Origin of the sequence: Carbonicoccus niuqiaonis (assembly GCF_050157065.1) — a bacterium.
In the GTDB taxonomy this organism is placed as follows: domain Bacteria; phylum Actinomycetota; class Actinomycetes; order Propionibacteriales; family Propionibacteriaceae; genus Avipropionibacterium.
In genome coordinates this window covers 4,077,248-4,101,729 of sequence record NZ_CP189573.1, presented here as the reverse complement: position 1 = coordinate 4,101,729, position 24,482 = coordinate 4,077,248, and the positions used below count along the sequence as shown (strand labels likewise).

Here is a 24,482-nt window from a genome sequence, read left to right as displayed (position 1 = left end):
CACCGACACGATCGAGACCACCGACACGACCGAGACCACCGACACGACCGAGACCACCGACACGACCGAGACCACCGACACGACCGAGACCACCGACACGAGCAGGGAGGACGGTGATGGGCCAGCCAGCGCGCTACGTGGGCATCTGGGATCAAGGGGGCACCTGGGATCAAGGGGGCATCTGGGACGACGCCCGGCCCTCCCGCCGACGGCACCGTGGCCTTCGTACGGCCGTCGCCGTGGTCCTGGTCGGCAGTTGCCTGCTCTGGCTCACCCTGCTCGGTGGCGTCACCCTGCTCCCGCCGGTGCTCCCGGCCGTCGGGTCCAGCGACTTCACCCCCCGCGACGCCGACCACGTGGCCGTCACCTGGGATCCCGCCACCGACACCACGGACCCGAGCGCCGAGGACACCCCGGGCATCGCCACCGTCGAGCAGGCACGGGGACGTGGCCGGTCGCTGTTCGAGATGGTCTCGCCCACCTTCGCGGCCGAGATCCCGCTGCCCGACAGGTCTCCCGGCCAGGTCCACTGGTGGCGCGAGTCGGTGCTGCCGGGCGGAGGGACACCCGTACGGCAACGCATCAGACTGGTCGAGGAGACCGGGATCAGCCTGGCCGGCCAGACCTGGGGTGACCTCGGCATGGTGTTCCGACCCGCACTGCTGGAGCTGCCCGCCGACGTCGCCGGCGGGCGAAGCTGGCAGCAGGACGGCGCGGTCACGGCACCGGCACTCGGCGACGGTCTCACGTACACCCTCCAGGCATCGGCCGCCGCCGGTCCGCCCGACGACCCGGACTGCCTGGTCGTGACGTACGACATCGTGCTCGCCGGCCCGGATGTCGAGGACATCGCTTGGCAGCAGCGGAGCACCTGGTGCCCCGAGTTGGGCGTCGTCGACGAGCAGGGCACCATCGGCACCCGGTCGTACGGCTTCGCGCCCACCCCCGCAGGGAGTCCGGTGCCCCCGTCCGAGGCCACCGCCTGGGTCGACCCGGAGCCGGTGCGGGCCGCCGACGTCGCCGACTGGCAGTCCCGGCCGATCACCATCGCCAACGGTGACCCGGTGTTCGGCACCGACGCGACGCCGGTGTGGACCAGCGCCCCGCCGACCGTGACCAGCACCGGCGGCCTGTTCTCCGCCAACACCCTCACCCGCGACATCCGCGGCAGCCGGCTGCACGACGACGGCACGGTCACCGCCGAGTGGTGGGCCCGGCCGGGCGGGGCGGTGGTGACTCTCACCGGGTTCGGCGAGAACGTCGTGACGACCACCAGCGACCGGGAGGTCGTCGCATACCGCGGCGGCCACCACCGACTGTGGACCGCCCGACTCTCCGACGTCGTCGCCACCCCACCGTCACTGCTCGGCACCGACGGCCTGGTGGCCGCGACCGTGTCGGGCGAGGTGTCGGCACACCGGTTGTCGGACGGGCGGCGGCTGTGGCGGACCGACATCGGCGACGCGATCGGCATCGCCCCGGCCGCCGGTGAGGGGATCGTCGCGATCGCCGGCGCCGAGGGCGGGCTGACCGTGCTGGAGGCGGGCGACGGCTCCGAGCGGTTCGAGGTGGACGGCTACCACGGTCGCGGTGACGGCATCCTCGTGGCCGGCGACACGATCCTGGTCTGGGGCCTCGGCTGGGTCGACGCCTACGACGCCGGCGACGGCACCCGGCTGTGGGGTGTCAGCGACGACACCGTCGCGGCGGTCGCGGTGCTCGGCGACACCCTCGTGGTCGGCTTCGACGCCGGCACCCGCGCCTTCGACGTACGAACCGGGCGGGAGCTGTGGACCTCCGGCCCGGCCTCCCGGGTGATCGCCCTGGCCGACGGTTTCGCCCTGCTCGACCCCGCCGAACTCCGCATCGTCGACCCGGCCGGCCAACCGGTCCGGACCTTCCCGGCGCCCCTCGACCTGGGCTCCGGGATCCACGAGGCCGTGCTGGCCGTCGCCGGCGGCAAGGTCTGGGTCGTCACCAACGACGGCGTCGACGGCATCGGCGGCACCTGGTACGGGGTGGTGAGCCGATGACCACCTCCGGGCTGCGGCGGATCGGCGCCGTGATCACGTTCATCGTCGGCCGGGTGATCGCCGAACCGGTCCGCGAGGGCCGCCTCCGCGACAACGGGTGGTCGCCGGGACTGCGCGCCGTGGTCACCATCGGCCTGATCCTCTTCGTCGTGCTGACCGCGATGACGTTCACCGCCGGCACCGCCCGCCGGCTGTTCGGGCTGACGCTGGGCACTGACGGCGGCACCTTCCCGCTGGCCCTGCTGCCCGTCGTCGTGGTCGCGACGGTCTGCACGCTGACGCTGCTGGCGACCGCGGCGCTGCGAATGCGGTGGTGGTGGAAGGTCGCCGCGGTGTTCGTCCTCGCCGGGACGCTGATGTGGGTGCCGGTGATCAGTGCCGACCTCCCGTCGATCGCGCTGGTGCTGGTGTTCCTGCTGGTCTACGTCGGCCTGCTGATCGGGCGGCGCAACCGACCGTTCCGGGTCTGGGAGTTCGTACTGCTGCTCCTCCTGCTCGGACACGCCACCTGCTGGGTGATCCACCTCAGCGGCGGGACCGAGATGACGACCGCGGTCGACGTGCAGCTCAACGCGTTCATCACCTTCTACCTGCCGCTGTTCTGGCTGGCCACCCCGGTGGCGCTGCTGGCCGGTGCCGCGATGGCCGAGCTCACCATCGCCACCATCACCTGGTCGGTGTCGGGCATCTGGCAGGGCGTCACCGGCCGACGCGACGCAGCCGGCGACCGGGTGCCGGTGCCGGTGGCGGTCCGGGTCGTCATCTGGGTGGTGCTGCTGGTGGGGTCGGGGGTGCTGCTCACCCGCGAGGTGTTCAGCCTGGCCGACGCCGACCTGCTGTGGCAGACCGTACGGGGGGTGGGGCTGTTCGGACTGCTGGTCGTCCTGGTGCTGCCGGTGTTGTGGCGCAGCGAGCGGGGCAACCTGATCCGCCCTGACGCCGACGACGTGATCGACGGCTGGCCGCAGGCATCGCTGCCGATCGGACCGCTGATCGCGCTGCCCTTCCTGTACCAGTTGGTGGCCCACCTGTTCCGGGCGGTCGGCCTCGGCGGGGTCCACGACGTCCTGATGGGCATCGGAGGACCGCACCGGGTGACGATCCTGCTCACGCTGGGCTGCCTGGTGCTGTACGGGCTCGCCTGGCGGCAGGCCAACCGCGGCCGGGACGTACCGGCGGTCGTGCTCGCCGCGGTCGCCGCCAACGTCGGGGCGTCGACCGTCGGCTCGGTCTTCAGCCTGGAGGCCACCGTCACCGCCGTCCGGCTCGGCGGCTACCTCGCCGCGGTCGTCACCTTGGTGGTGTTGGTCGTACGGCGTCGCCTCACCACCGAGCGCGGGGTCGCGTTGGCGGGGGTGCTGGCGTTGACCGCACTGTTCGACTTCCGCGAGTTCATCTACGAGCCGGTGACCTTCCTGATCGGGATGGCCGGTGTCAGTGCCGGCCTGGTCGTCGGCCTGATCTGGCGGATGTTGACCGACCAGGGCTGGACCCGCGGCGACACCCCCGGCTTCCCGCGGAGCAGCCGGGTGATGATCGCGCTGGCCAACCTGTTGTTCGGTGGCATGGCGGTGGCGATGGTGGCCCTGTTCGGCGGCTACTCGGCCTTCGACCTGGAACAGTTCGAACGGATCGGGGACCACCTGATCGGCAACGGCCTGTGGGCGGGCGTCACCCTCAGCGCGCTGGTGCTGGCATGGCGCGGTCAGGTGATCCGCGCCGACGGCACCGTCGACCCGGCGCTGGCCGCTGATGCCGACGCCGAGGCGGTCGCCCAACCGCGGTGGCTCAGTTGAGCACCGCCGGTCGGCCCTGGACGTGCGGCTGACCGGGACCCGGGTCACGCCGTGGCGGGCTGTCGTCGTACGCCGAGACCGCCCGGCCGCCCGATCGGATCGTGAAGTTCAGCATCGCCACCGACGCCATCAGGACCGGGAGGGTGCCACCCGTCGCGTCGAGGTTCTGGTCCAGCAGGGGGGCGACCTTGGTGACCATCGAGTCCTGGGCCCACGGCGCCAGCGGCAGCCAGCCGCCGGTGTGGACCTCCTGCTTGGCCTGGCCGGTGTCGGCCTTGCGGCCGTCGATCAGGCGGTGCGCGGTGGGGCGGCCGTCGACGGTGGTGATGACGTGTCGGGTCAGCGTGCGGGCCATCTGGCGCAGTCGGGTGGCAGAGATCAGGCCGGAGTGGAAGGCGGCTTCGGCGAACCCGACGTCCATCGACCCGTGGCCGGTGTCGGCGACCCGGGTGCCCGGCGCGAACGACGGGCGGTTCTCCGAGACGCCGTCCTCGGGCCCCCAGCCACGGTACGGCCACGACCCGACGTGGTGGTGGGTCCAGACCAAGGACGTGTCCGACAGCTGGGTCCAGTCCTGCTCCCACCGGTTGAACAGCCGCTCCAGGGTGTTGCTGTGCGGGGTCCCGACCCGACGGCGCCATGCCAGCACCTGCAGGTCGATCAGGGTGTGGCCGATGGCATGGTTCATGTTCGCCGGGTACTGGATGCCGTCCACCTGGTACGGGCCGCCCTTCGCGAACCGGTACACCGCGTCACTGCGATCGAAGTCGTCGGCCACCACCGCGACCGCGGCCCCGGCCGCCTCGTGGTAGCGCTCGGCCGCCGCCCGGTACTTCGGCATCCGACGCAGTGCGGCGGTGTTGTCGACCAGTCGGGCGAATCCGGTCATCGGCTGGGTGATGTTGCCGATGTCGACCCCGATGTGCATCGACAGGTTCGCCGGGTCGATGGTGACGATGCGGTTGCGCCACGCCGGGAGTGACTTCCCGCGGTGATCGGTGACACCCCGTTCGGAGTCCCGGTTGGCGAGCACGGTGTCGGCCTGCCGGACGAACTTGTCGAGGTAGTACAGGTCGCGATGTGCGCGGTACATGAACAGGTACGCCTGCAGCACCTTGCTCTGCTGCCAGGAGTAGAGGCCCTGTTCGTTGGTGGCGTCGGCGACCCCGTTGCCGCCGTGGAACCGCTGGTCGAGGGCGTCGAAGGCGGCGCGCGTCGTCGACCGGGGCATCACCGTCGGCGTCGGGGCCGCGACGGCGGGCCGGGTGGCGGCGCCGAGCAGGGGCAGGGCCGCGGCCGAGGCGAGCAGGCGGCGACGTGGGAGTCGGGGAAGATCGGCTGACGACATGGCAGGGCTCCGCGAGGTTCGGGGACGTCGGATGCCCCGACCCTAGGTTCGTACGGGGTCACGTTGCGTAGCGAGAACGCATCAGTGCCGTACGGATCAGTGCCGTACGGATCAGTGCCGTACGGATCAGTCGATCGGCTCGGTGATCCGGGACAGCAGCGAGACCAACAACTCCACCGAGCCCGGCCGGGGGGCGTCGGTGAGGTGTGCCCGCTCGTCGGCAGGCAGCTCGGCGATCGCCATCTCCATCAGCACGGCCTCACTGCCGACGGCGATGATGATGGCGATGACGTGTTCCATCGGGATCGTGCCCCGCCGGCCGCTCGCCTCGATCGCCTGCTCCAGCAGGGTCGTCAGCGCCGCGCTGCGCTGCGACTCGTAGCGCACCAGGTGCCGGGCGATGCCGACACTGCGCAGCGCGTACAGCCGCAACGATCGTTCCGCCACCAGCCAGTCGGGACTGGGCGTGTTCCGCGCGACCACGCCGAGAGCGCGGCCGACCAGGGTGGCCAGATCGGTCGCACCGGGCTCGTCGAGGGCGGTGGAGATCCCTTGCCGGGCGATGTCGGTGGTGCGCTCGATCTCACGCTCCAGGAGTGCGGTGATCAGGTCGTCCTTGTCGGCGAAGTTGGAGTAGAACGCACCGCGCGTGTAGCCGGCCTCCTCGCTGATGTCCTCCAGCCGGGCGTGGTCGATGCCGTCGCGGGCGAACACGGCGATGGCGGCGTCGATCAGTCGTTCCCGCGTCTCGGCGCGACGCCGGCTCAGCGTCTGTTGTGTCATGGCTCACCCTCCAGCGGCACCCTACTGCGTCGGTCGTCACCGCGTTGGTCCATCACGATACATGCGTGTATCGTGCATACGCGAATGCATCCACAGTGCGTCGGCGTATCCGGCCGCACCTGACACACGAGGGGCCCCGGGTGTCCACCTTCTTGTACGGACTGGGTCGAGCCGCGTTCCGGCGCCGCTGGCTGACCCTGGTGAGCTGGGTCGTCGTGCTGGCGGTGCTGGGCGGCTTCGCCGCGGCCTTCAGCAAGCCGTTCCAGGACGAGTTCGACCTCCCCGGCTCGGAGGCGCAGGCCGCCCTCGAGTCGCTGAGCCACACGTTCCCGCAGGTGAGCGGTGCCAGTGCCCAGATCATCGTGGTCGCGCCCGAGGGCGGCACCGTCGAACAGGCCGACGTACGAGCGGCCATCGACACCGCGGTGCGCGAGCTGAGTGGTGTCGAGCAGGTCGAGAACGTGGTCTCGCCGTACGACGAGATGGTCAGCGGATCGGTGTCGGAGGACGAACGGGCGGCCCTGATCAACATCCAGCTCAACACCCGGCTGGAGGAGGTCACCGACCAGACGCTGGACGAGATCCTGGCCGTTGCCGACGGGCTTCGCGCCGACGTACCGGGCTCCGACGCCTCCGCCGGCGGCCAGGCCTTCCAGGTCACCGAGGTCGGGCTCGGGCTGGTCGACGTGATCGGCGTCTTCGTCGCGCTGATCGTGTTGTGGGTGACCCTCGGCTCACTCCGGGCCGCCGGGCTTCCCCTGCTCACCGCGATCTGGGGCGTGGGCATCTCCACCCTGCTCGTTGTCGGTGGCACCGCGGTGATGGTGATCAGTTCGACCACGATCATGTTGTCGCTGATGCTGGGACTGGCGGTCGGGATCGACTACGCGCTGTTCATCCTGTCGCGCCACCGTGACCAACTCGCCACCGGGATGGACCCCGAGGAGTCAGCTGCCCGATCGGTCGCCACGTCCGGCTCGGCGGTCGTGTTCGCCGGCCTCACGGTGATGATCGCGCTGTGCGGCCTCAGCGTCGCCGGGATGCCCTTCCTCACCACGATGGGCGTCGCCGCGGCCGCCGCCGTCGCGATCGCGGTGATGATCGCGCTGACCGCGATCCCTGCGCTGATGGGGCTGATGGGCGAGAAGCTGCGACCCAAGCCCAAGAAGGAGAAGCAGCCGGGGCAGCCGCAGCACGGGGTTCCGGCAACGGCAGCGAAGCCGAAGCGCGGCTGGGCCGACCGGTGGGTCGGGGCGGCCACCAAGCTGCCCGTGCTCACCATCGTGGTGATCGTGCTCGGCCTCGGTGCACTCGCGATCCCGGCCAGCCAGCTGCGGTTGGCGCTGCCCGATGCCGGCAGCAACCCGGCCGGCTCACCCGCGCGGGTCACCTACGACCTGGTCAGTGAGCACTTCGGGCCCGGCCACAACGGCCCGCTGATCATGACCGTCGACATCGTCGCCTCGGATGATCCGCTGGGCGTGATGGAGGGGCTCGCCGACGACATCGAGGCGCTGCCCGGCGTCGCCACGGTGCCGCTGTCGACCCCCAATCCCGGCATCGACACCGGGATCGTGCAGATCGTGCCGACCACCGGCCCGGACGACCCGGCCACCTCCGAGCTCGTCCGACAACTGCGCGACCTGCAGCCACAGTTCCGCGACGAGTACGGCGTCGACACCGCCGTCACCGGCATCACGGCGGTGCAGATCGACGTGTCCGACAAGCTCGCCCAGGCGTTGCTCCCGTTCGGGCTGCTCGTCGTCGGACTGAGCCTGATCCTGCTGACCATGGTGTTCCGCTCGATCCTGGTGCCGATCAAGGCCGCCCTGGGGTACGTGCTGAGCGTGGTCGCCTCGTTCGGCGTGGTGGCGCTCGTCTTCGAGTACGGCTGGGGTGCGGAGCTGCTGGGCCTGGACAAGACCGGGCCGGTGATCTCGTTCCTGCCGATCATCTTGATGGGCATCCTGTTCGGCCTGGCGATGGACTACGAGGTGTTCCTGGTGTCGCGGATCCGGGAGGACCACGTCCACGGCGTCCCGGCCAGGGAGGCGGTCCGTACCGGCTTCGTCGCCTCCGCGCGGGTGGTGCTCGCGGCCGGGTTGATCATGTTCGCAGTGTTCGCCGCCTTCGTCCCCGAGGGCGACGCGATCTTGAAGTCGATCGCGCTGGGGCTGGCGGTCGGCATCTTCGTCGACGCCTTCATCGTCCGGATGACGCTGGTGCCGGCGGTGCTGAAGCTGCTCGGCGAGGCCGCGTGGTACCTGCCGCCGTGGCTCGACAAGCGGCTGCCGTCGTTCGACGTCGAGGGCGAAGGGCTGCAACGCCAGTTGGCGCTGGCCGACTGGCCGATGCCCGGCTTCACCGCCGGCATCGCCGCCGAGTCGATCATGATCAACGACGAACCGGTGCTGGGCGGGCCCGTCGTGCTGCAGCCAGGCCGCCCTGCCGTGCTGACCGGCGGCGACGCGACCACCCGGACGTCGGTGCTGTTGGCCTTCACCGCTCGGACCGCGATCACCGAGGGCCGGCTCAAGGTGGCCGGTCAGGTGCTTCCTGATCATGGTGGGTCGGTCCGCCGCCACACCGTGTACGTGGATGCCGCCGACACCGGGGCCGCCGCCCAGATCCGTCGCGCCCAGCGCGCCGGGCACGCAGTCATCGCGGTCGACAACGCCGACCGTGCCGACACCGCGACGGTGACCGCGATGCAGGAGTTGATCACCGCCACCGCGGGGCGTCCCACCGTCGTCGTCCTCGCCGCAGCAGGCCCGCTGCCCATCAACGACGCCACCGTCGTCGATCTCTCCCCGGCCCGGCCGGCCACCGCACTTGTCAACGCCTGAAAGGACATCGACGATGTCGAAGACCACAACCCGTTCCTGGACGACCGTGCTGGGCGTGCTGCTCATCCCGCTGCTGCTGGCCGGCGGCTTCGCGGCCGCCCTGTGGAACGCCGCCGAGCGCACCGACAACGTCAAGGCGGCGATCGTCAACAACGACGAGCCGGTCACCATCGGTGAGCAGTACGTCCCGTTGGGCCGCCAACTCGCCGGCAAGCTCGCCAGCGGTGCCGGCACCGACGACACCGAGGCCAACTACGACTGGGTCGTCACCGACGCCGAGGATGCCGCCGACGGCATCCGGACCGGGAAGTACGTCGCCGTGGTCACGATCCCGGAGAACTTCTCGGCGGCCGCGACCTCGAACGCCGGCGAGGCGGGTGAGGCCGAACAGGCCCTGGTCGACGTCCAGATGTCGGCCGCCGCGGCCGGGATCGACCCGATGTTCTCGCAGCGGATCGTCGGCGCCGCCGTCGACTCGCTCAACACCGACCTGACCGAAACGTACCTGAGCAACGTCTACGTCGGGTTCAACACGATGGGTGAACAGTTCAAGACCGTCGCCGACGCCTCGGGGAAGTTGGCCGACGGCACCGGCGAGCTGTCGACCGGCATGGGCGAGGTCGCCAAGGGCACCACCGAGCTCAACACCGGCATGGCGGAGCTGAGCGAGAACGGGTCCACCCTGGCGACTGGTGTCACCGAGTACACCGGCGGGGTGACCTCGCTGGCCGACGGGTTGGCCCAGCTGCAGTCCGGGACCGCCGAGCTGCCGTCCCAGACCCGGCAACTCGCCAACGGGATGAACGCCTCGGCGACCGGGGCCGAGCAGTTGGCCGGCGGCGCGAAGGAGCTCAGCGGCGGGGTCGGTGAGTTCGCCGCGGGGGTGAAGCAGACCGGGCAGGGTGCCGGCGAGCTCGCCTCCGGTGCCGAACAGCTGGCCGGCGGTGCGGCACAGGCCGGCGGTGGCCTCGAGCAGTTGAGCACCGGCGCAGCCGGGCTGAACCAGGGGCTGCAGCAGTACCAGTCGAACCTGCAGGACCCGATCGCCGCCGCGGGCATCTGCCAGCAGGCCGGGATCACCGACCCGGTCGAGCTCAAGGGTTGCGTCACCGGGTTGTACGCCGCGGGCGCCGGCCTCGAGACGCCGGACCCGCAGTCGGGGGTCAGCCTGCTCGGGCTCGCCGGCCAGCTCGCCACCGGGGTGGCCGAGACCTCCGCCGGGATCAACGGCGAGGGTGGTCTGGTGGCCGGGACGAAGGAGCTGGCCGCCGGCGCCCGGGCGTTGGCCGACGGCGTCAACGGCAACGGCACCGCGGCTGAACCCGGCCTGGTCGGCGGGGCCGAACAGCTCGCCGGTGGTGCCGCCGAACTCGCCACCGGTGCGACCGAACTCGCGGCCGGCAACCGGCAACTCGCCTCCGGTGTCGGCCAGCTGGCCGATGGCATGCCCGCCCTGTCCGAGGGCATCGGGCAGGCCGCCGCCGGGGCCCAGCAGTTGTCGGCCGCCGGCCCGGAGCTCAGCGCCGGCGTCACCGCCTACACCGACGGCGTCTCACAGGTCGCCACCGGCACCGCCGAACTGAGCGAAGGCATGAACCAGCTCGCGACCGGCTCGCAGGAGCTCAACAGTGGCGCGCGGCAGCTCGCCGACGGGCTCGCCAAGGGCGCCACCAGCGTGCCGACCTACAGCGAAGCCGAACGGGAGCAGCTGTCCACGGTCGCGACCCGCCCGGTGGCGACCCCGACCGATGACGGACGCTCACCCTTCACCGATCCGGCGCTGCTGTCGACCTTGGTCGCGATCGCGCTGTGGGCCGGTGGCCTGCTCAGCGTGTTGGCCCTGGGCACCGGGACCGCGGGCGCCTGGCGGTCCACCGCGTCGTCGATGCAGCTGACCCTCAAGGCGCTGGCACCGGGGGCGGCGATCGCCACCGTGCAGGGCGTCGTGCTCGGGGTCGCGGCCGGCCGACTGCTGGACCTGTCCGCCGGTGACAGTGCGGCCGTGGTCGGGGTGAGCGTGCTCGCCGGGTTGGCCTTCCTCGCCGTCAATCACGGTCTGGCGACGGTCGCCGGCAACGTGGGCCGGTTCATCGCGGTCGCCCTCGGCATCCTGGGCGCGGCGGCCTCCCTGATGGCCGCGCTGCCCGCCTTCCTGGCCGCCGTCCGGCCCGCCTTGCCGACCACGCCGGCGATGACCGCGCTCACCGCGATCACCGGGCCGACCGACGGGCTGGGGTGGGCCGTCGCCGGCCTGGTCGCCTGGCTGGGCGTCGGTCTGGTCGCCGGGTGGCTCGGGATGAGCCGGAAGCGGCAGGTCGTGGTCCGCGCCTGAGGCCCACGCCGCCCGGCGACGGTTCAGCGCCAGCTGGCCGCGTCGACCCCGCCGGGTACGTCGGCGGCGGGGTCGTACGGCGTGCGGGTGAACCGGAACGACGCCAGGTCCAGGTGCGAGACCGTACCGTCGGCACACCGCACCACCCGCAGCGGCTCGCCGACGTGGTAGCCGTCGAGCCCGACCCACGCGTCCGCGCCGACCCGGCGGAAGCGTGAACCGCGGCCCTGGCCGAGCGTACCGAGCACGAAGTGCTCGCCCACCACGGTGCCGGTGGTGACCGCAGGCCCCCAGTGCCAGGTGCCGACGAGCTCCAACAGGGCGGGCTCACCGGCGGCATGCCACGGCTCGACCGGCGGCGGTTCCCGGTCGACGACGGCGTCGAGCAGTTCGGCGGCGACCGGGGCCAGCGCACCGGCCGTGGAGTTCGTGAACGCGATCACGCCGTCGCCGGAGTCGGGGCGGACCCGTAGTCCGGCGAGGAAGCCGGGCATCGAGCCGCCGTGGCCGACGTACCGGGTGCCGTCGACGTTCCACAGTTGCCAGCCGAGCCCGTGGGCGCCGGTCCAGGGCTGGTCGGGCAGGTCGACCACCACGTGCGGCTCGAGCATCTCGGCGAGGGTGTCGCCCGAGAGCACGTCGCCGGTGTCACCTCCGACGAACGACGCCCAGGCGGCCAGGTCGGTCACCGTCGTCCACAGCTGGCCGGCCGGCGCCATCCCGCCGGCATCGTGCTCCGGCTCGGGCAGCAACACGTCGGCGAACGGGTGCACCGCCAAGCCGGTGGCGGCGCGACCGAAGGGCCGCGTCGTCGTCCGCATCATGCCCAGCGGTGCGAGCAGGTCCCGGGTGATGACGGAGAACCAGTCGGTGCCGTGGGCCCGGGCGACCAGTTCGCCCAGCGCACCGAAGCCGACGTTGGTGTAGTGGAACTGGCGTCCGGGACGGAAGCGGCGGCCGATCCCGGTGTCGACCAGGTCGTCCCATGATCCGCCGGCGGTCCGCTCCCACCACGGCCCGTTCGTCTCGGCCTGGACGCCGGCGTCGTGGGAGAGCAGTTGGGCGATCGTCGCGTCGCCGAGCTTGGTGCCGGGCACGTGGGTCTCGAACCGGTCGTTCAGGTCGAGCTTCCCGGCGTCGCGCAACTGCAGCACCGCGACCGCGACGAAGGTCTTGGTGATCGAGCCCATCCGGTACTGCGTGTCGGCATCGGCCGACTCCCCACCGGCCCGACCGTCGAGGGTGCCGACGGCGCCCGACCACACCAGGGCCCCGTCCCGGACGATGCCGGCGGCGATCGACGGCAGCCGTTGGGCGCGCTGGGCCGTGGCGAGCAGGTGGGACAGGTGGGCGGCGGTCGAGGCCTCGAGGTGGTGGTGGGTCACCGCCCGACTCTACGAGTTCGCGGCCGCCTGCTCGGGGCTCGGCTGCCCCCCGAGACCGGTGTCGAACACCGCCCGATCGATGCCGCGGGTGATCAGGGTGAACCCGACCGCCACCACCAGGTAGCAGCCGGCGACGCCGAGCAGGACGGGCACCGACACCCCGTCCGGGGGCATGATCAGTGCGCACAGCACCGCCCCCAGCACGAGCGTGACGTTGAAGATCATGTCGTAGAAGATGAAGGTCCGGCCCTTGTGCTCGTCGTCGACATGGGCCTGGACGAGGGTGTCCACGCCGATCTTCAACGACTGGGCGAAGACCCCGAGGGCGAACGCGGCCGCCACCAGGGTGGGTTGGCGGTAGATCGCGCCGGGCACCACCTGCAGCACCGCCGAGCCGACCAGCGTGATGATCAACCAGCCGCGCAGCCCGAACCTCCGCGCCATCGGTGGGGTGACCACGGCCGCCAGCACGAACCCGATCGCGGTGGCCAGCAACAGGATGCTCAGGTCGCCCAGTGCGGCGTCGACCTCGGTGACTGGATGGAAGTGGTTGCGGTAGACGAGGATGGTGGCGACCGTGACCAGCCCGTACGGGATCCGCTGGGCCGCGATGGTGAGCAGCCCGATCGCCGCGGGCCGACGGTCGCCGAGGTGCCGCAGCGTGGCGACCAGGCCGGCGGCCACGTCCTTGGCGCGGGTCGGCTCCTCGACGTCGGGACCCAACGCCGTACGACCGATCCGCAACGCCAGCAGCACGCTGACCAGGTAGCCGACCGAGGCGAGGGCGAACAGGATGCCGTCGGTCAGGTTGGGCGGCAGCACCGGGCCGAGCAGCAGCCGCCCACCCAGCCCGATCCCGGCACCGAGGATGGTGCCGGCCGGGCCGACCGTCGGCACCACCGCGTTGGCGACCAGGTACTCGTCGGCGTCGATGGTGTGCGGCAGCGCGGAGCTGAGCGTCGCCAGCACGAACCGGTTGAGGCTCATCAGCACCAGCACCAGCCCGTAGAACACGAACTCGCCGACGCCGACCGTGCTCTGCCCGGCGATCACGATCCCGGCGACCGCCAGGCACAGCACCACCCGGACCAGGTCGACCACCACCAACGCCTGCCGCCGCGACCAGCGGTCGAGCACGACGGCGACGAACGGGCCGACGATCGAGAACGGCAGCAGGGTGATCGCCAACACGATGGCGATGCTGACCGCGTCGGGTTGCCGCTGCGTGGAGAACAGCACGTACGAGGCGAGCGCGGCCTGCAGCAGCCCGTCACACGACTGGACCGCCACCCGGACCGCCAGCAGGCGGCGGAAGAGCTGGTGGTGCCACAACCGTCGAAGATTCCGCACCAGCTCCACGCGGGCGAGTCTTTCACGCAGGTGGTACGGGTCCGTCACCCAGCCGGTACGCGTGCCTCACCCGGGCGTGGGGCTTAGCAGCCCGGCCAACCTGGCAAGGTCGACGTTGCCGCCCGACAGGATCACTCCGACCCGCTTGCCGGCCAGCAGCTCCGGGTCGAGCCGGTCGAGGGCGGCGATGCCAAGCGCCCCGGACGGTTCGACGACCACCTTCATCCGGCCGGCCAGGAACCGCATCGCCTCGGCCAGCTCGTCGTCGTCGACGGTGAGCACGTCGGTCACGTGGCGGCGGATCACGGCGAACGTGAGCTCGCCCAGTGCGGTGGTCTGGGTGCCATCGGCGATGGTCCGCGGGGTGTCGATGGTGACGATGCTGCCGGACCGGAACGACTGCTGGCCGTCGTTGCCCGCCTCGGGCTCGACGCCGTACACCCGGCAGCCGGGTGACCACTCGGCCGCGGCCAGGGCCGTACCCGACAGCAGGCCGCCGCCGCCGAGCGGGGCCAGCAGCAGTTCGAGCGGGCCGACCTCGTCGAGCAGTTCCTTCGCCGCGGTGCCCTGCCCGGCGATCACGTCCGGGTGGTCGAACGGCGGGATCACGGTCGCGCCGGTCTCGGCGGCCATCCGTTCGCCGACCGCGGTGCGGTCCTCGGTGTAGCGGTCGTAACGCACCACCCGGCCGCCGTACCCCTCGGTCGCGGCGACCTTCACCGCCGGCGCGTCGTGCGGCATCACGATGGTGGCCCGGCTGCCGCGGATCCGGGCGGCCAACGCGACGGCCTGGGCATGGTTGCCCGAGGAGTAGGTGACCACCCCGGCCGCGAGTTGGTCGGGGGTGAGGCGGCTGATCGCGTTGAGCGCCCCGCGGAACTTGAACGCCCCCATCCGCTGCAGGTTCTCGGCCTTGCAGAACACGTGGCAGCCGAGTCGGTCGTCCAGGGTGCGTGAGGTGAGCACCGGGGTCCGGTGGGCCTGGTCGGCGATCCGGTCCGCGGCCGCGGTCACGTCGGCAGCGGTTGGCAGCTCGGTCGGCTGCTCGCGGTTGTCGGGTGCGGACGGCATGGTGTCATCGTACGACCGCGTGATAGACCGAACCCATGAGCTCCGAGCGGTCGAGCCGTGCCGAGGACGCCGCGCTGCGCGCCGAACTGGCTGCGGCACATGAGCGTGGCGAGGCGGAGCAGGCGCAGGCGTTGATCGATGCGTTCGTCGGCCGGGCCCGTGAGATCGACCTGCCGCTGCAGCCCCTCACCGCGCGGTTGCTCTCCGGACAGCAGGTCCGGACGAACGCCCAGGGCTGGTACATCAAGAACGATCGCTCGGTCGCGATCGGCGCGGAGGGCGAGTTCTACGTGCTCGTCGTGCCGGGTGGCTGGCGGGAACGGATCCGCGGGGTCGTGCTGAAGCCGTCCCCGCCACCGCTGGTGGTCGCCCGGGGCGCCCGGGACGGTGTCAGTGGCGACCTCGCCTACTTCCTTGACCGGGCATTGCGGCACGGCGCCACCCAGGAGTGACGCAGGACCAAGCGGAGGGAGGCTCAGTGGGACACGAGTTGGTGGGCGCGCTGATGTGACACACCGAGCACCTCGCCGATGTCCCTGACGGGGATTTCGTCGGCTGCCATCCTCACTGCCACGTCACGCATGAGGGTCGACACCTGGGCCTCGGCTTCGGCGGCACGGGACTTCAACGCTTCGATGTCACGCCGGACGTCGGCCAGATCGTCGCCGCCGACATGGATGTGGATGTCGAGCTCGATGGTGGACGGCGGTACGTCGAGCGTCACCGAGAGCACCGACCTGGCCTCGCCCTCGACGTCGGCGAGGCGTCGGGCCTGGGTGAGCAGATCATGCTGGGGGATCTCGACCATCCACCAACGGCCCTCGCGGGTCACGGAGACGTCGTACGTGCCCATGTCATCCTCCACAGTTGTCGATGGCCTTGCGGCACTGCTCACTGACCACCATCGTCGTCTATCCGACTGGACATGAACAAGTAAACTTGTGTAGACAATCCGCGTGGCAACCTCGCCCACGTTCTCGACCGGGCGCTGCGGCACGGCACCACCCAGGAGTGACGTCCGACCAAGCGGTGCGTCAGCGCCTCGACAGCGCCAACTCCTCCTCCTCGTCGATGTCGTCGCTGCCCTTGGCGGCGAGCCGGGCGAACGCACCGCCGGCGGCCCGCAGCTGGGCCGCGGTGCCGCGCTCCAGCACCCGGCCGGCGTCGAGCAGCGCCACCTGATCGGCATTCTCCACCGTCGACAGCCGGTGCGCGATGGTCAGTGTGGTGCGGTCCTCGGCGAGCCGGTCGAGGGCTTCTTGGACCTGCGCCTCGGTGGTGTTGTCGAGGGCACTGGTGGCCTCGTCCAGCACCAGCACCCGCGGATTGCGCAGGATGGTGCGGGCGATCGCGAGTCGCTGTTGCTCGCCCCCGGAGAACCGGAAGCCGCGGGCGCCGACGAGGGTGTCGAGGCCGTCGGGGAGACCGTTGACCAGGTCGGCGATGCGGGCGGCGTCGAGGGCCTCCCACAGCATCTCGTCGGTGGCCTCGGGGTCGGCGAGCAGCAGGTTCTCCCGGATCGAGTCGTGCACCAGGTAGGTCTCCTGGCTGACCACGCCGACGATCGAGGCCAGGTCGTCGGGGTGGAGGTCGCGGACGTCGACCCCGTCGATGGTGACCCGTCCGGAGCTGACGTCGTTGAGCCGTGGCAGCAGCGAGCCGAGCGTCGACTTGCCCGAGCCGGTGGCGCCGACCAGCGCGGTGGTGGTGCCGGCCGGGATCGTCAGGTCGACCTCGCTCAGCACCGGTGCGCCGTCGCCGTACGAGAAGTCGACGTCGGCGAACCGGACCTCACCCCGTACGGTCCGGGGGTCGAGTCGTACGGGATCGGCCGGCGGCTGCACCTCGGGCACCAGGTCGAGGAACTCGAAGATGCGACTGAACAGTGCCATCGCGGTGACCCACTGCACGCCGACGTTCAGCAGCCCCATGATCGGTCGGAAGATCGTCGCCTGCAGGGCGGTGAACGCGACCACGGTGCCGATGGTCATCCCGCCGGAGATCACGGGGAACCCGGCCGCCAGGTAGATCGCGGCCGGGATCGCGGCGAACACGATGGCCATCGTCGCCATCCGCCACTGGCCGGCGAGCTGGGCCCGCATTTCCAGACTGCGCAGCCGGTCCGACGAGGAGGTGAACCGGGCGGTGTTGCGGCCGGTGGTGCCGAGGGTCTTGGCGAGTCGGATGCCCGAGACCGACAGCCCCTCCTCGACCTGGGTGTGCAGCAGCGCCATCTCGCGCTGCCGCTTGGTGGTGATGTCGCGGCGGAGGATCGCGACGCGGCGGCTCAGGTAGATCGACGGCGGCAGGACGAGCAGCGAGATCAGTGTCAGCCGGGGCGACAGGGCCACCATCGCCACGACGGTGGCGATCGCGGTGGTGAGGTGGGAGGCGACCGAGGTGGCGGTGGTGGTGATCACCGACTGCATGCCGGAGATGTCGTGGGTCAGTCGGGACTGGACGTCGCCGCCGCGGGTCCGGGTGAAGAAGCTCAGCGACTGCTTCTGCAGGTGGGTGAACAGCGAGGTGCGCAGGGTGTGCATCACCTGCTGGCCCATCGAGGTGGCCAACCAGGTCTGCACCACCCCGATGATCGAGCTCAACGCGGCGACGACCACCATGGCGCCGCACAACATGGCGAGCAGGGGGAGGTCGGAGTGCGGCAGTGCGTCGTCGATGACGCCGCGCACCAGAAACGGTTGGGCGAGGCCGACGGCCGAGGAGGCACTGATCAACAGCACGACCAGCGCGATCGTCCACCTGTGGGGCTTGAAGAGTGCGGTGACGCGGCGCAGCTCGACCGGGTGGGTCTCGAGCTGTCGCTGGTCGTCGGGGTCCATCCGGGCGGGGTCTCCCCAGCCGCCACCGGGACCGCCCGGGGAGCGGGGTACTCCGGCGCTCATCAACTGCATCGCCACTGGCATCACCTCTGCGTGTCGTCCTGCTAGTATGCTGAGGCTACCTCACAATGAGGGTGCATGGCAACGTTAGGATGACGGCATGACGGACGACTCCGGTGGCCGCCAGGGCGACGACCTCGACCTCGGCAGCCTGCTCCACCGGTCGTTCCGGCGGTTGCGGCGGTCCTGGGTGGAGCAGTTGGCGCCGTGGGACCTGACCCCGTTCCAGTGGCGGGCACTGAGTCACGTCACGCAGTGTGCCGACGGGCTGCGGCTCAAGCACCTCGCCGATCGGCTGCACATCGCACCCCGCTCGGCGACCGAGGTGGTCGACCAGCTGGAGACGAAGGGCCTGGTCGTACGGGGGGCAGATGCCTCCGACCGGCGGGCCGTCGTGGTCACCCCGACCGGCCGTGGTCGCGAGCTCGCCGACGCCATCCGGCAGGAACGGCGGGAGTCGTCGGCGGAGTACTTCTCGGTGCTCACGGCATCTCAGCAGGCGTCGCTGGCCGACCTGTTGACCGCGTTGGCCGACGCGCAGCCGGACGACTCGGCCTAGGCCGAGCGGCTCGGGAGAATGTCTCATTTCAGCCGGGGCGGCCTGTCGCCACGTCGGTGCGTGTGGTTGTGTCGGAATCGTTCGAGGTCCCTTTCGACAGATCCAATGGAGGATTCGCCATGCCCGACGATCAGCCGGCCCGACCCGCGCCCCAGTTCCCTCGCCGAACCTTCCTCGCCTCCTCGGCCGCGCTGTCCGGGGCCGCGGCGATGACCCAGCTCCCCCAGATGGCGGCCCACGCCGTCCCGGAAGTGCTGCCGCCGCCGGTCAAGACGCGCAGCACGTTGTACACCCCGGAGGAGGTTGCCGCCGCCCGGGAGAACGTCGGAAAGTTCGCGTGGGCACAGGAACTCCGCGATGCCGCGGTCGCCAAGGCGGCCCCACTGCTGGCGCAGACCGACGACTGGCTGTGGAGCTCGATCACCTCCCAGGGCCTGCCGCGCAGCTATGCCGTCAACCAGGACCTGGGGTCGCCGATCACCGGCACCGAGTACTACAAGTACGGGGCCTACTCCTGGATCGGTGACCCGTACGGCGAGCCGTGGAAGTTGAAGGATCCCTCCAGCGACTACGTGTTCCCCACCAACGACTTCGCCGCCTTCCATGCCAGCGGACTCAACGAGCGGGGCGAGTTCGACCGCTCCCTGGCCGACGAGTCGCTGCTGGTCAACGAGCTGTACCCGGAGAAGGGTCCTGACTGGGGTGTCGACGACGGCTTCGGCTGGGTCGACGAGAACGGCGACAAGTGGACCTTCGTCGCCTACTACAACCACTGGTTCGTCTGGGGGTACAACAACTACAGCGCCACCGGGAAGGCCTTGGTGTCGGCGGACCTGCAGGCCGCGCGGGATGCCTACCTCTACACAGGTGACGTCCGCTACGCCCACGCCGGGTTGATCATGCTCGACCGGATCGCCGACGTCTACCCGAGCCTGTACACCGGGGAGTACCGCCGTGAGGACGGCTACCTGGCCAGTGACGGGCACCGACGGGTCGGTAAGGAGACCGGCTGCATCTGGGCCACCTTCGTCGCGCAGTACCACTGCTCGTTCTACGACGCCTTTTTCCCCGCGATCGCCGACGGCGACGACGCCGGGGTGCTGGAGTTCCTCAGGGCCAAGGCGGCTGCGCACGGGTTGCCGGCCAAGAACACCGTCGCCGACATCCGCTCCAACATCGAGCACGGCATCATCCGGCAGATCTACCCCGACGTGCAGACCTCCAACATCCTCGGCAACTTCGGCATGCACCAGAGTGCGTTGGCGATGGCGGCGGTGGTGCTGGACCACGCCCCCGAGACCCAGGAGTGGATCGACTTCGTTTTCGCTGCCGGAGGGCTGATCGGCTACCCCGAGGGGCCGTGGACGGTCACCGGCGGCAACGTGTACGCACAGTTGATCAACGACGTCGACCGGGACGGCTGGGGCTACGAGAGCCCGGGCTACAACGAGCTGTGGATCACCCAGATGAAGCAGATCGCCGACGTCCTCGAAGGCTACGACGGCTATCCGGCCGCGGACCTGTACCAGAACCCGAAGTTCGCCGCGATGATGGTGTCGCGCCGGTCACTGACCGTCCAGAACACGTTCACCCCGGCCATCGGGGATTCCTTGCAGGTGGGCATTCCGTACCTGATGGGCGATGCCGCCGAGCACGGTGCCGCCTACCAGCGGTACCCGACGCCGGAGCAGGCGCAGATGGCGTACCTGGTGAACGACGACTCCGTCACCGGGCTCAACGCCGGGGTGTTCGCGGCTGATCCCGAGGCCATCCAGGACGACATCCAGCAGGTGATCGACACCCGGGGTCCGCTGAACCTGGCCAGTGACAACCTGACCGGCTACGGTGCCGCCTTCTTCCGCAACGGCATCGACGGGCCGGCGGCGTTGAGCTACTCCGGCCCGACCCGGGCCCACGGCCAGCGCAACAGCCTGTACGTCGACCTGTGGGGTTACGGGCTCAACCTCGCCAGCTCGTTGGGCTACCCGGAGTTCGCCGACGGCCGGGCCCTGACGACCGAGTGGAACCACAACACGGTCGCCGCCAACACCGTCGTGTTCGACGCGAAACCGCAGGAATCGCTGCTGCACAACGAGAGCCAGCCACACCAGTGGGCCATCACGCCACAGGTGAAGCTGACCGAGACGTCGGCACCGACCGCCTATCCGGATGCCGAGCAGTACCGCAGATCGTTCGTCCAGGTCATGATCAACGACACCGACGCCTACTACGTGGACCTGTTCCGCGTCGACGGCGGGGCCGAGCACGTCTACTCGTTCCACGGCGTCGCGAGCACCGCCGCCGTCGACGGGGTGGAGCTGACCCAGCAATCGGGTGGCTCGTACGCCGGGCCGACGATCAACCCGCCGGCCGACAACGCCACGGCGGATCGGACCAAGAACGGGTACGACTGGTTGACCAACGTGTCCCGTGGCACGCCCAGCGGGCCGTACTCGGTCGACTGGGGAGTGCTGGACCCGTACGACGTGCTGGACCCGGACCTGCCGATCCACCTGCGGCTGACCATGCTCAACGACGTCGACGAGGTGGCCCTGGCCGACGGTCGCGCCCCGCGCAACAAGGCCGGCAACCCGGACCCGTTGCGCTACCTGTTGGCCAAGCGGACCGGCGACGACCTGTCGAGCCGGTTCTGCTCGATCATCCAGCCCTACAACGGATCCCCGTTCATCCGCGCGGCCTCCCAGGTGGCGGTCGAGGCGACCGAGGGGACGCTGGAGCCCGGCGATGCGGTCGCGGTGAAGGTGGAGTTGGTCGACGGACGGGTCGACTACCTGGTGTTCAACGCCAGACCGGAGGTGCAGGTCAAGGTCGACAACACATTCCTGTTCCGCGGAGCATTCGCGATGTTCCGCCATCGGGACCGGGCGGCACTGCACGGCGTCACCGTCGAAGGGACGCAACTGGTCCCGCTCGCGACCCCGGGCAGCCGGGTGGTGCAGGCGCTGTCGGCCGCCAGCGGCGCGGTGACCGGCACCGTGGCCGACTTCAGCCGCGAGCTGACCGACGACAACCACGTGGTGCTGGAACTGTCGACCTCGGTGGCCGATGTGGCAGCCCTGGTGGGGAACTACGTGTTCGTCGAGAGCGACGGCGTACGCAACGCCACCTACCTGATCACGTCGGCGGAGCTGTCAGGGACGCGGCTGGACCTGGGAGTCCGCGGCACCACGATCCGCCGCTGGGTCGACGCCGAGGACCAGTCCCTCGGCTACGTGTACGACGTGGCCGTGGGCCGTACGGCACGGATCCCGATCACCCGGGAGTGGAGCCTGCGCCGCTAGTCCGGATCACCGACAGGAACTGCCACCTGATCACGTCGCGGGCGCGGTCGGGTGGCAGCTCCTCGGGGCGGTGCACGCCGAGCAGGGTGAGGCCGTCGATGGTGGCGGCGAGGGCGGCCACGGCGAGTTCGCGTTGGGTCGGGTCGAGGTCGAAGTGTTCGTACGCGAGTTCGGCCAGGGCGCGCGGGCCCCGGAACAGGCTGCCGGTCACGTCGCCGAGCTCGGGGTTGGTGCGGGCGTGCTCGGCGAACGCGAGGAAGATGATCGCCTCGGCCCGGCGCTCCTCGTCCAACGGCAACAGCTCGCAGACCAGGTCGAGCAGCAGTTCCAGCGCGCGTTCACCCGACGACCCGTCGTGGGTGGCCGCACGGCGGGCGATCCGCGTCTCCACCCGCTCAGCCATCACGGTGACGGCGACCTGCAGCAGCTCGGTGTGGTTGGTGAAGTAGTGCCGTACCGACCCGACGTTGAGGTCGGCCTCCTCGGCGACGTTCCGCAGGCTGGCCGCGGCCACGCCCTGCCGGGCGACCAGCCGCAGCACCGCGTCGGCGATGTGCTCGCGGCGTTGGTCGGCGTCGACGATCTTGGGCATGTCGCACAACGTATCCGTTCGCGTGGGCCTGTCGTGCAACCGGCAGGAGTTGTATCCCAGCTGTGATACTTCAAGTATCGCACCTGAGATACATCCTGTCTCCGGGGCACGTTCCCGACCATGTGAGGATCTCCCATGTCCCCCACTGACCTGCAGTCCGGCGCCGTCGCACCGGCCGTCCCGACGAACCCACCGCGGTCGCCGGGGCGGATCGCCGCACTCGACGTCGCCCGCGGCATCGCCATCCTGGGCACCCTGGCCACCAACATCTGGATCTTCAGTCATCCGGGCGGCTTCCTCGGCTACCTGGCCGAGCCGGTCTCGCCCGCTGACGGGTGGGCACCGGTCTTCGAGCGGATGTTCATGGCGCTCGCCAACGGCAAGTTCCTGGGCCTGCTGACCCTGATGTTCGGCATCGGGCTGGCGATCCAACGCAACTCGGCCGTCCGCCGAGGACGGTCCTGGCCGGGCAGTTACCCGTGGCGGGCCCTGCTCCTCTTCCTGGACGGGGTGCTGCACTACGTCCTGGTCGTCGAGTTCGACGTGTTGATGGGGTATGCCGTCACCGGGCTCGTGGTGGCGTGGATCATCGCCGGCACCCCACGGACCCAACGCCGCTGGATCGTCGTCACCTCGGCCCTTCATGTGTTGGCGATCACCGCGTTGACGGTGCTGTTGGTCGCGACCGGCTCGTCGATGGCCCCGGTGCCGGTTGGGGAGAACCTGTACGCGACCGGGTCGTGGTGGGACCTGGTGGTGCAGCGCTTGGACCTGATGGTCATGTTCCGGATGGAGCCGGTGATGATCTTCGGGATGGGGATCGCGCTGTTCACCATCGGCGCCCAACTCCTCGAGCACGGCCTGTTCGAGCACCGAGGGGCCGGCCTGCGCAGCGTGTTGATCAAGGTCGGCGCGGTGGCGCTGGTGGTCGACCTGGTGCTCGCCATGACGCTGCCGGACCTGATGCTGGTCAACCGGTACGTGTCGGCTCCCCTGGTCTCCCTCGGGCTGCTGTCGCTGATCGCCGCCGCCTGGCTCGACCGGACACCCGGGTTCGTCGGCCGCCGGCTGACCGACGTCGGCCGGATGGCGCTGACCTGCTACATCGTGCAGAACATCCTGGCCTCGGTGCTGTTCCAGGGCTGGGGGTTCGGGCTGGCCCAGGTGCCCGCCGGCGACCGGACCTGGTTCACCGTGGTCGCCTTCGTCGGGCTGTGTGCGGTGATGGTGACCGCATCCCACCTGTGGCTGCGCCGCTTCGAGCGGGGACCGGTGGAGTGGCTGTGGGCACGCGGGTACGCCCTGCTGGCCCGAAGCTGACGTCCGCACGAGCCTTGGTGTGGACGGCGGAGGTACGGACAACGGGCGTCGTGGGTCGGACAACACCTCGGACAACACCTGCGCGACAGAGTCGGGGCATCCGCACGAAGGGAGCCCCCGATGTCCGTCCAGACCCGTCCGATCCCGTGTCCGCGACGCAGTCGGGACCCGTTCGCCGCGAAGCTCGACGCGGAGTGGCAGGCGTTGGAGGGCGATGCCGCCGCCGTCGTCGAGCGATGGGGGAGGCGGCACCCGGTGGTGGCCGGGTGCCGTTCCCTGTCCGACGTGCTCGGGGTCATCCGGCTCCGGCCCGACGCTGCCCTCGGTGCGCTGCTCACCCTCGATCGTGAGGGTTGTCGGCTCGCCGGGCGGGTGGTGGTGCAGACCATGCTGCCCAAGATGGTCGCCATGGCCCGGCGCGACCCCGACCACGATGTCGCCGACTACGTGGCGTGGCTCTGGTTGCGCATCCGCAGCTACCCCTTGGCTCGCCGGCCGCGTCGGATCGCCGCCAACCTGGCCCTCGACACCCTGAAGGCCGCGACCGCGGAGCGGTGCCGGGTGGAGGAGCCGCTGCGGCAGATCGGTGACCTCTGTTCGTACGTGCGGTTGCGGGCGGAGATGGACCACAACGCCGAGTTGGCCGGACTCACCGCCGACCGGGTGATCCGGGCGGCCGCCGCACTGGGCCTGATCGACGAACCGACCGGGGCGGTGCTGCGCTCGGTGTACGCCGAGGGGCTGTCGGGCAAGGAGGCCGCGGCCCGGCACCACACCTCGGTCGACACGATCCGGTGGCGGTGCTCCACCACCGTCCGCCGGCTGGCCGCGCACCGGGCTGCCCTGGTCGACGCCGCCTGACCGG

General features: G+C 70.6%; 17 protein-coding genes. 9 read left to right on the top strand and 8 right to left on the bottom strand.

The window, feature by feature from the left end:
* Positions 1-116: 116 nt before the first annotated feature.
* Together ACQBAU_RS18600 and ACQBAU_RS18595 are read left to right on the top strand one after the other, a co-directional pair.
* A complete protein-coding gene (locus tag ACQBAU_RS18600; protein WP_465256876.1) occupies positions 117-2,033 on the top strand; it encodes an outer membrane protein assembly factor BamB family protein in 1,917 nt (638 codons plus the stop codon).
* Positions 2,030-3,829: a hypothetical protein gene (locus tag ACQBAU_RS18595; RefSeq protein ID WP_465256875.1), complete on the top strand. Its 1,800-nt coding sequence runs from the start codon at positions 2,030-2,032 to the stop codon at positions 3,827-3,829. The genes ACQBAU_RS18600 and ACQBAU_RS18595 overlap by 4 nt, the downstream gene beginning before the upstream one ends.
* Here the strand turns inward: ACQBAU_RS18595 and ACQBAU_RS18590 are convergent.
* A complete protein-coding gene (locus tag ACQBAU_RS18590; RefSeq protein WP_465256874.1) occupies positions 3,822-5,177 on the bottom strand; it encodes a hypothetical protein in 1,356 nt (451 codons plus the stop codon). The two genes, ACQBAU_RS18595 and ACQBAU_RS18590, sit on opposite strands and share 8 nt — an antisense overlap.
* Positions 5,178-5,303: 126 nt before the next feature.
* On the bottom strand, positions 5,304-5,960 hold the full coding sequence (locus ACQBAU_RS18585; RefSeq protein ID WP_465256873.1) for a TetR/AcrR family transcriptional regulator: 657 nt from the start codon (positions 5,958-5,960) through the stop codon (positions 5,304-5,306).
* Between the two features lie 140 nt (positions 5,961-6,100).
* On the opposite strand from ACQBAU_RS18585, the gene ACQBAU_RS18580 reads away from it, so the two are divergent.
* Together ACQBAU_RS18580 and ACQBAU_RS18575 are read left to right on the top strand one after the other, a co-directional pair.
* Positions 6,101-8,806: an MMPL family transporter gene (locus ACQBAU_RS18580; RefSeq protein WP_465256872.1), complete on the top strand. Its 2,706-nt coding sequence runs from the start codon at positions 6,101-6,103 to the stop codon at positions 8,804-8,806.
* Between the two features lie 13 nt (positions 8,807-8,819).
* Positions 8,820-11,138 (top strand): YhgE/Pip domain-containing protein, encoded by a 2,319-nt coding sequence (locus tag ACQBAU_RS18575; protein ID WP_465256871.1) that lies wholly within the window; start codon positions 8,820-8,822, stop codon positions 11,136-11,138.
* A gap of 23 nt (positions 11,139-11,161) precedes the next feature.
* On the opposite strand, the gene ACQBAU_RS18570 is transcribed toward ACQBAU_RS18575, so the two are convergent.
* Genes ACQBAU_RS18570 through ACQBAU_RS18560 form a run of 3 tightly spaced genes read right to left on the bottom strand, consistent with a single transcriptional unit; the run spans position 11,162 to position 14,944 of the window.
* Positions 11,162-12,523, bottom strand: a complete 1,362-nt coding sequence (locus tag ACQBAU_RS18570) for a serine hydrolase domain-containing protein (RefSeq protein ID WP_465256870.1) — start codon at positions 12,521-12,523, stop codon at positions 11,162-11,164.
* A gap of 9 nt (positions 12,524-12,532) precedes the next feature.
* Positions 12,533-13,882 (bottom strand): MFS transporter, encoded by a 1,350-nt coding sequence (locus ACQBAU_RS18565; protein WP_465256869.1) that lies wholly within the window; start codon positions 13,880-13,882, stop codon positions 12,533-12,535.
* Positions 13,883-13,939: 57 nt separating this feature from the next.
* Positions 13,940-14,944 (bottom strand): threo-3-hydroxy-L-aspartate ammonia-lyase, encoded by a 1,005-nt coding sequence (locus ACQBAU_RS18560; RefSeq protein WP_465256868.1) that lies wholly within the window; start codon positions 14,942-14,944, stop codon positions 13,940-13,942.
* A 35-nt stretch (positions 14,945-14,979) separates the two neighbouring features.
* Here ACQBAU_RS18560 and ACQBAU_RS18555 point away from each other — a divergent pair, with 35 nt between their 5' ends.
* On the top strand, positions 14,980-15,396 hold the full coding sequence (locus ACQBAU_RS18555) for a hypothetical protein (protein ID WP_465256867.1): 417 nt from the start codon (positions 14,980-14,982) through the stop codon (positions 15,394-15,396).
* A gap of 23 nt (positions 15,397-15,419) precedes the next feature.
* On the opposite strand, the gene ACQBAU_RS18550 is transcribed toward ACQBAU_RS18555, so the two are convergent.
* Both ACQBAU_RS18550 and ACQBAU_RS18545 read right to left on the bottom strand, forming a co-directional pair.
* Entirely contained in the window at positions 15,420-15,797 is a 378-nt protein-coding gene (locus tag ACQBAU_RS18550) for a hypothetical protein (protein ID WP_465256866.1), read from the bottom strand.
* A 181-nt stretch (positions 15,798-15,978) separates the two neighbouring features.
* Positions 15,979-17,856, bottom strand: coding sequence for an ABC transporter ATP-binding protein (locus ACQBAU_RS18545; RefSeq protein ID WP_465256912.1), 1,878 nt, complete (start codon positions 17,854-17,856; stop codon positions 15,979-15,981).
* An 88-nt stretch (positions 17,857-17,944) separates the two neighbouring features.
* Between ACQBAU_RS18545 and ACQBAU_RS18540 the strand changes: the two genes are divergently transcribed.
* The gene (locus ACQBAU_RS18540) at positions 17,945-18,403 is read left to right on the top strand and encodes a MarR family winged helix-turn-helix transcriptional regulator (protein ID WP_465256865.1); all 459 of its coding nucleotides are present in this window, start codon (positions 17,945-17,947) and stop codon (positions 18,401-18,403) included.
* Positions 18,404-18,522: 119 nt separating this feature from the next.
* Entirely contained in the window at positions 18,523-21,705 is a 3,183-nt protein-coding gene (locus ACQBAU_RS18535) for a heparinase II/III domain-containing protein (RefSeq protein ID WP_465256864.1), read from the top strand.
* On the opposite strand, the gene ACQBAU_RS18530 is transcribed toward ACQBAU_RS18535, so the two are convergent.
* Positions 21,677-22,297: a TetR/AcrR family transcriptional regulator gene (locus ACQBAU_RS18530; RefSeq protein WP_465256863.1), complete on the bottom strand. Its 621-nt coding sequence runs from the start codon at positions 22,295-22,297 to the stop codon at positions 21,677-21,679. The genes ACQBAU_RS18535 and ACQBAU_RS18530 overlap by 29 nt on opposite strands.
* 135 nt (positions 22,298-22,432) lie before the next feature.
* Here ACQBAU_RS18530 and ACQBAU_RS18525 point away from each other — a divergent pair, with 135 nt between their 5' ends.
* On the top strand, positions 22,433-23,617 hold the full coding sequence (locus ACQBAU_RS18525; protein WP_465256862.1) for a DUF418 domain-containing protein: 1,185 nt from the start codon (positions 22,433-22,435) through the stop codon (positions 23,615-23,617).
* Positions 23,618-23,737: 120 nt separating this feature from the next.
* Positions 23,738-24,478: an RNA polymerase sigma factor gene (locus tag ACQBAU_RS18520; RefSeq protein WP_465256861.1), complete on the top strand. Its 741-nt coding sequence runs from the start codon at positions 23,738-23,740 to the stop codon at positions 24,476-24,478.
* Positions 24,479-24,482 lie beyond the last annotated feature (4 nt).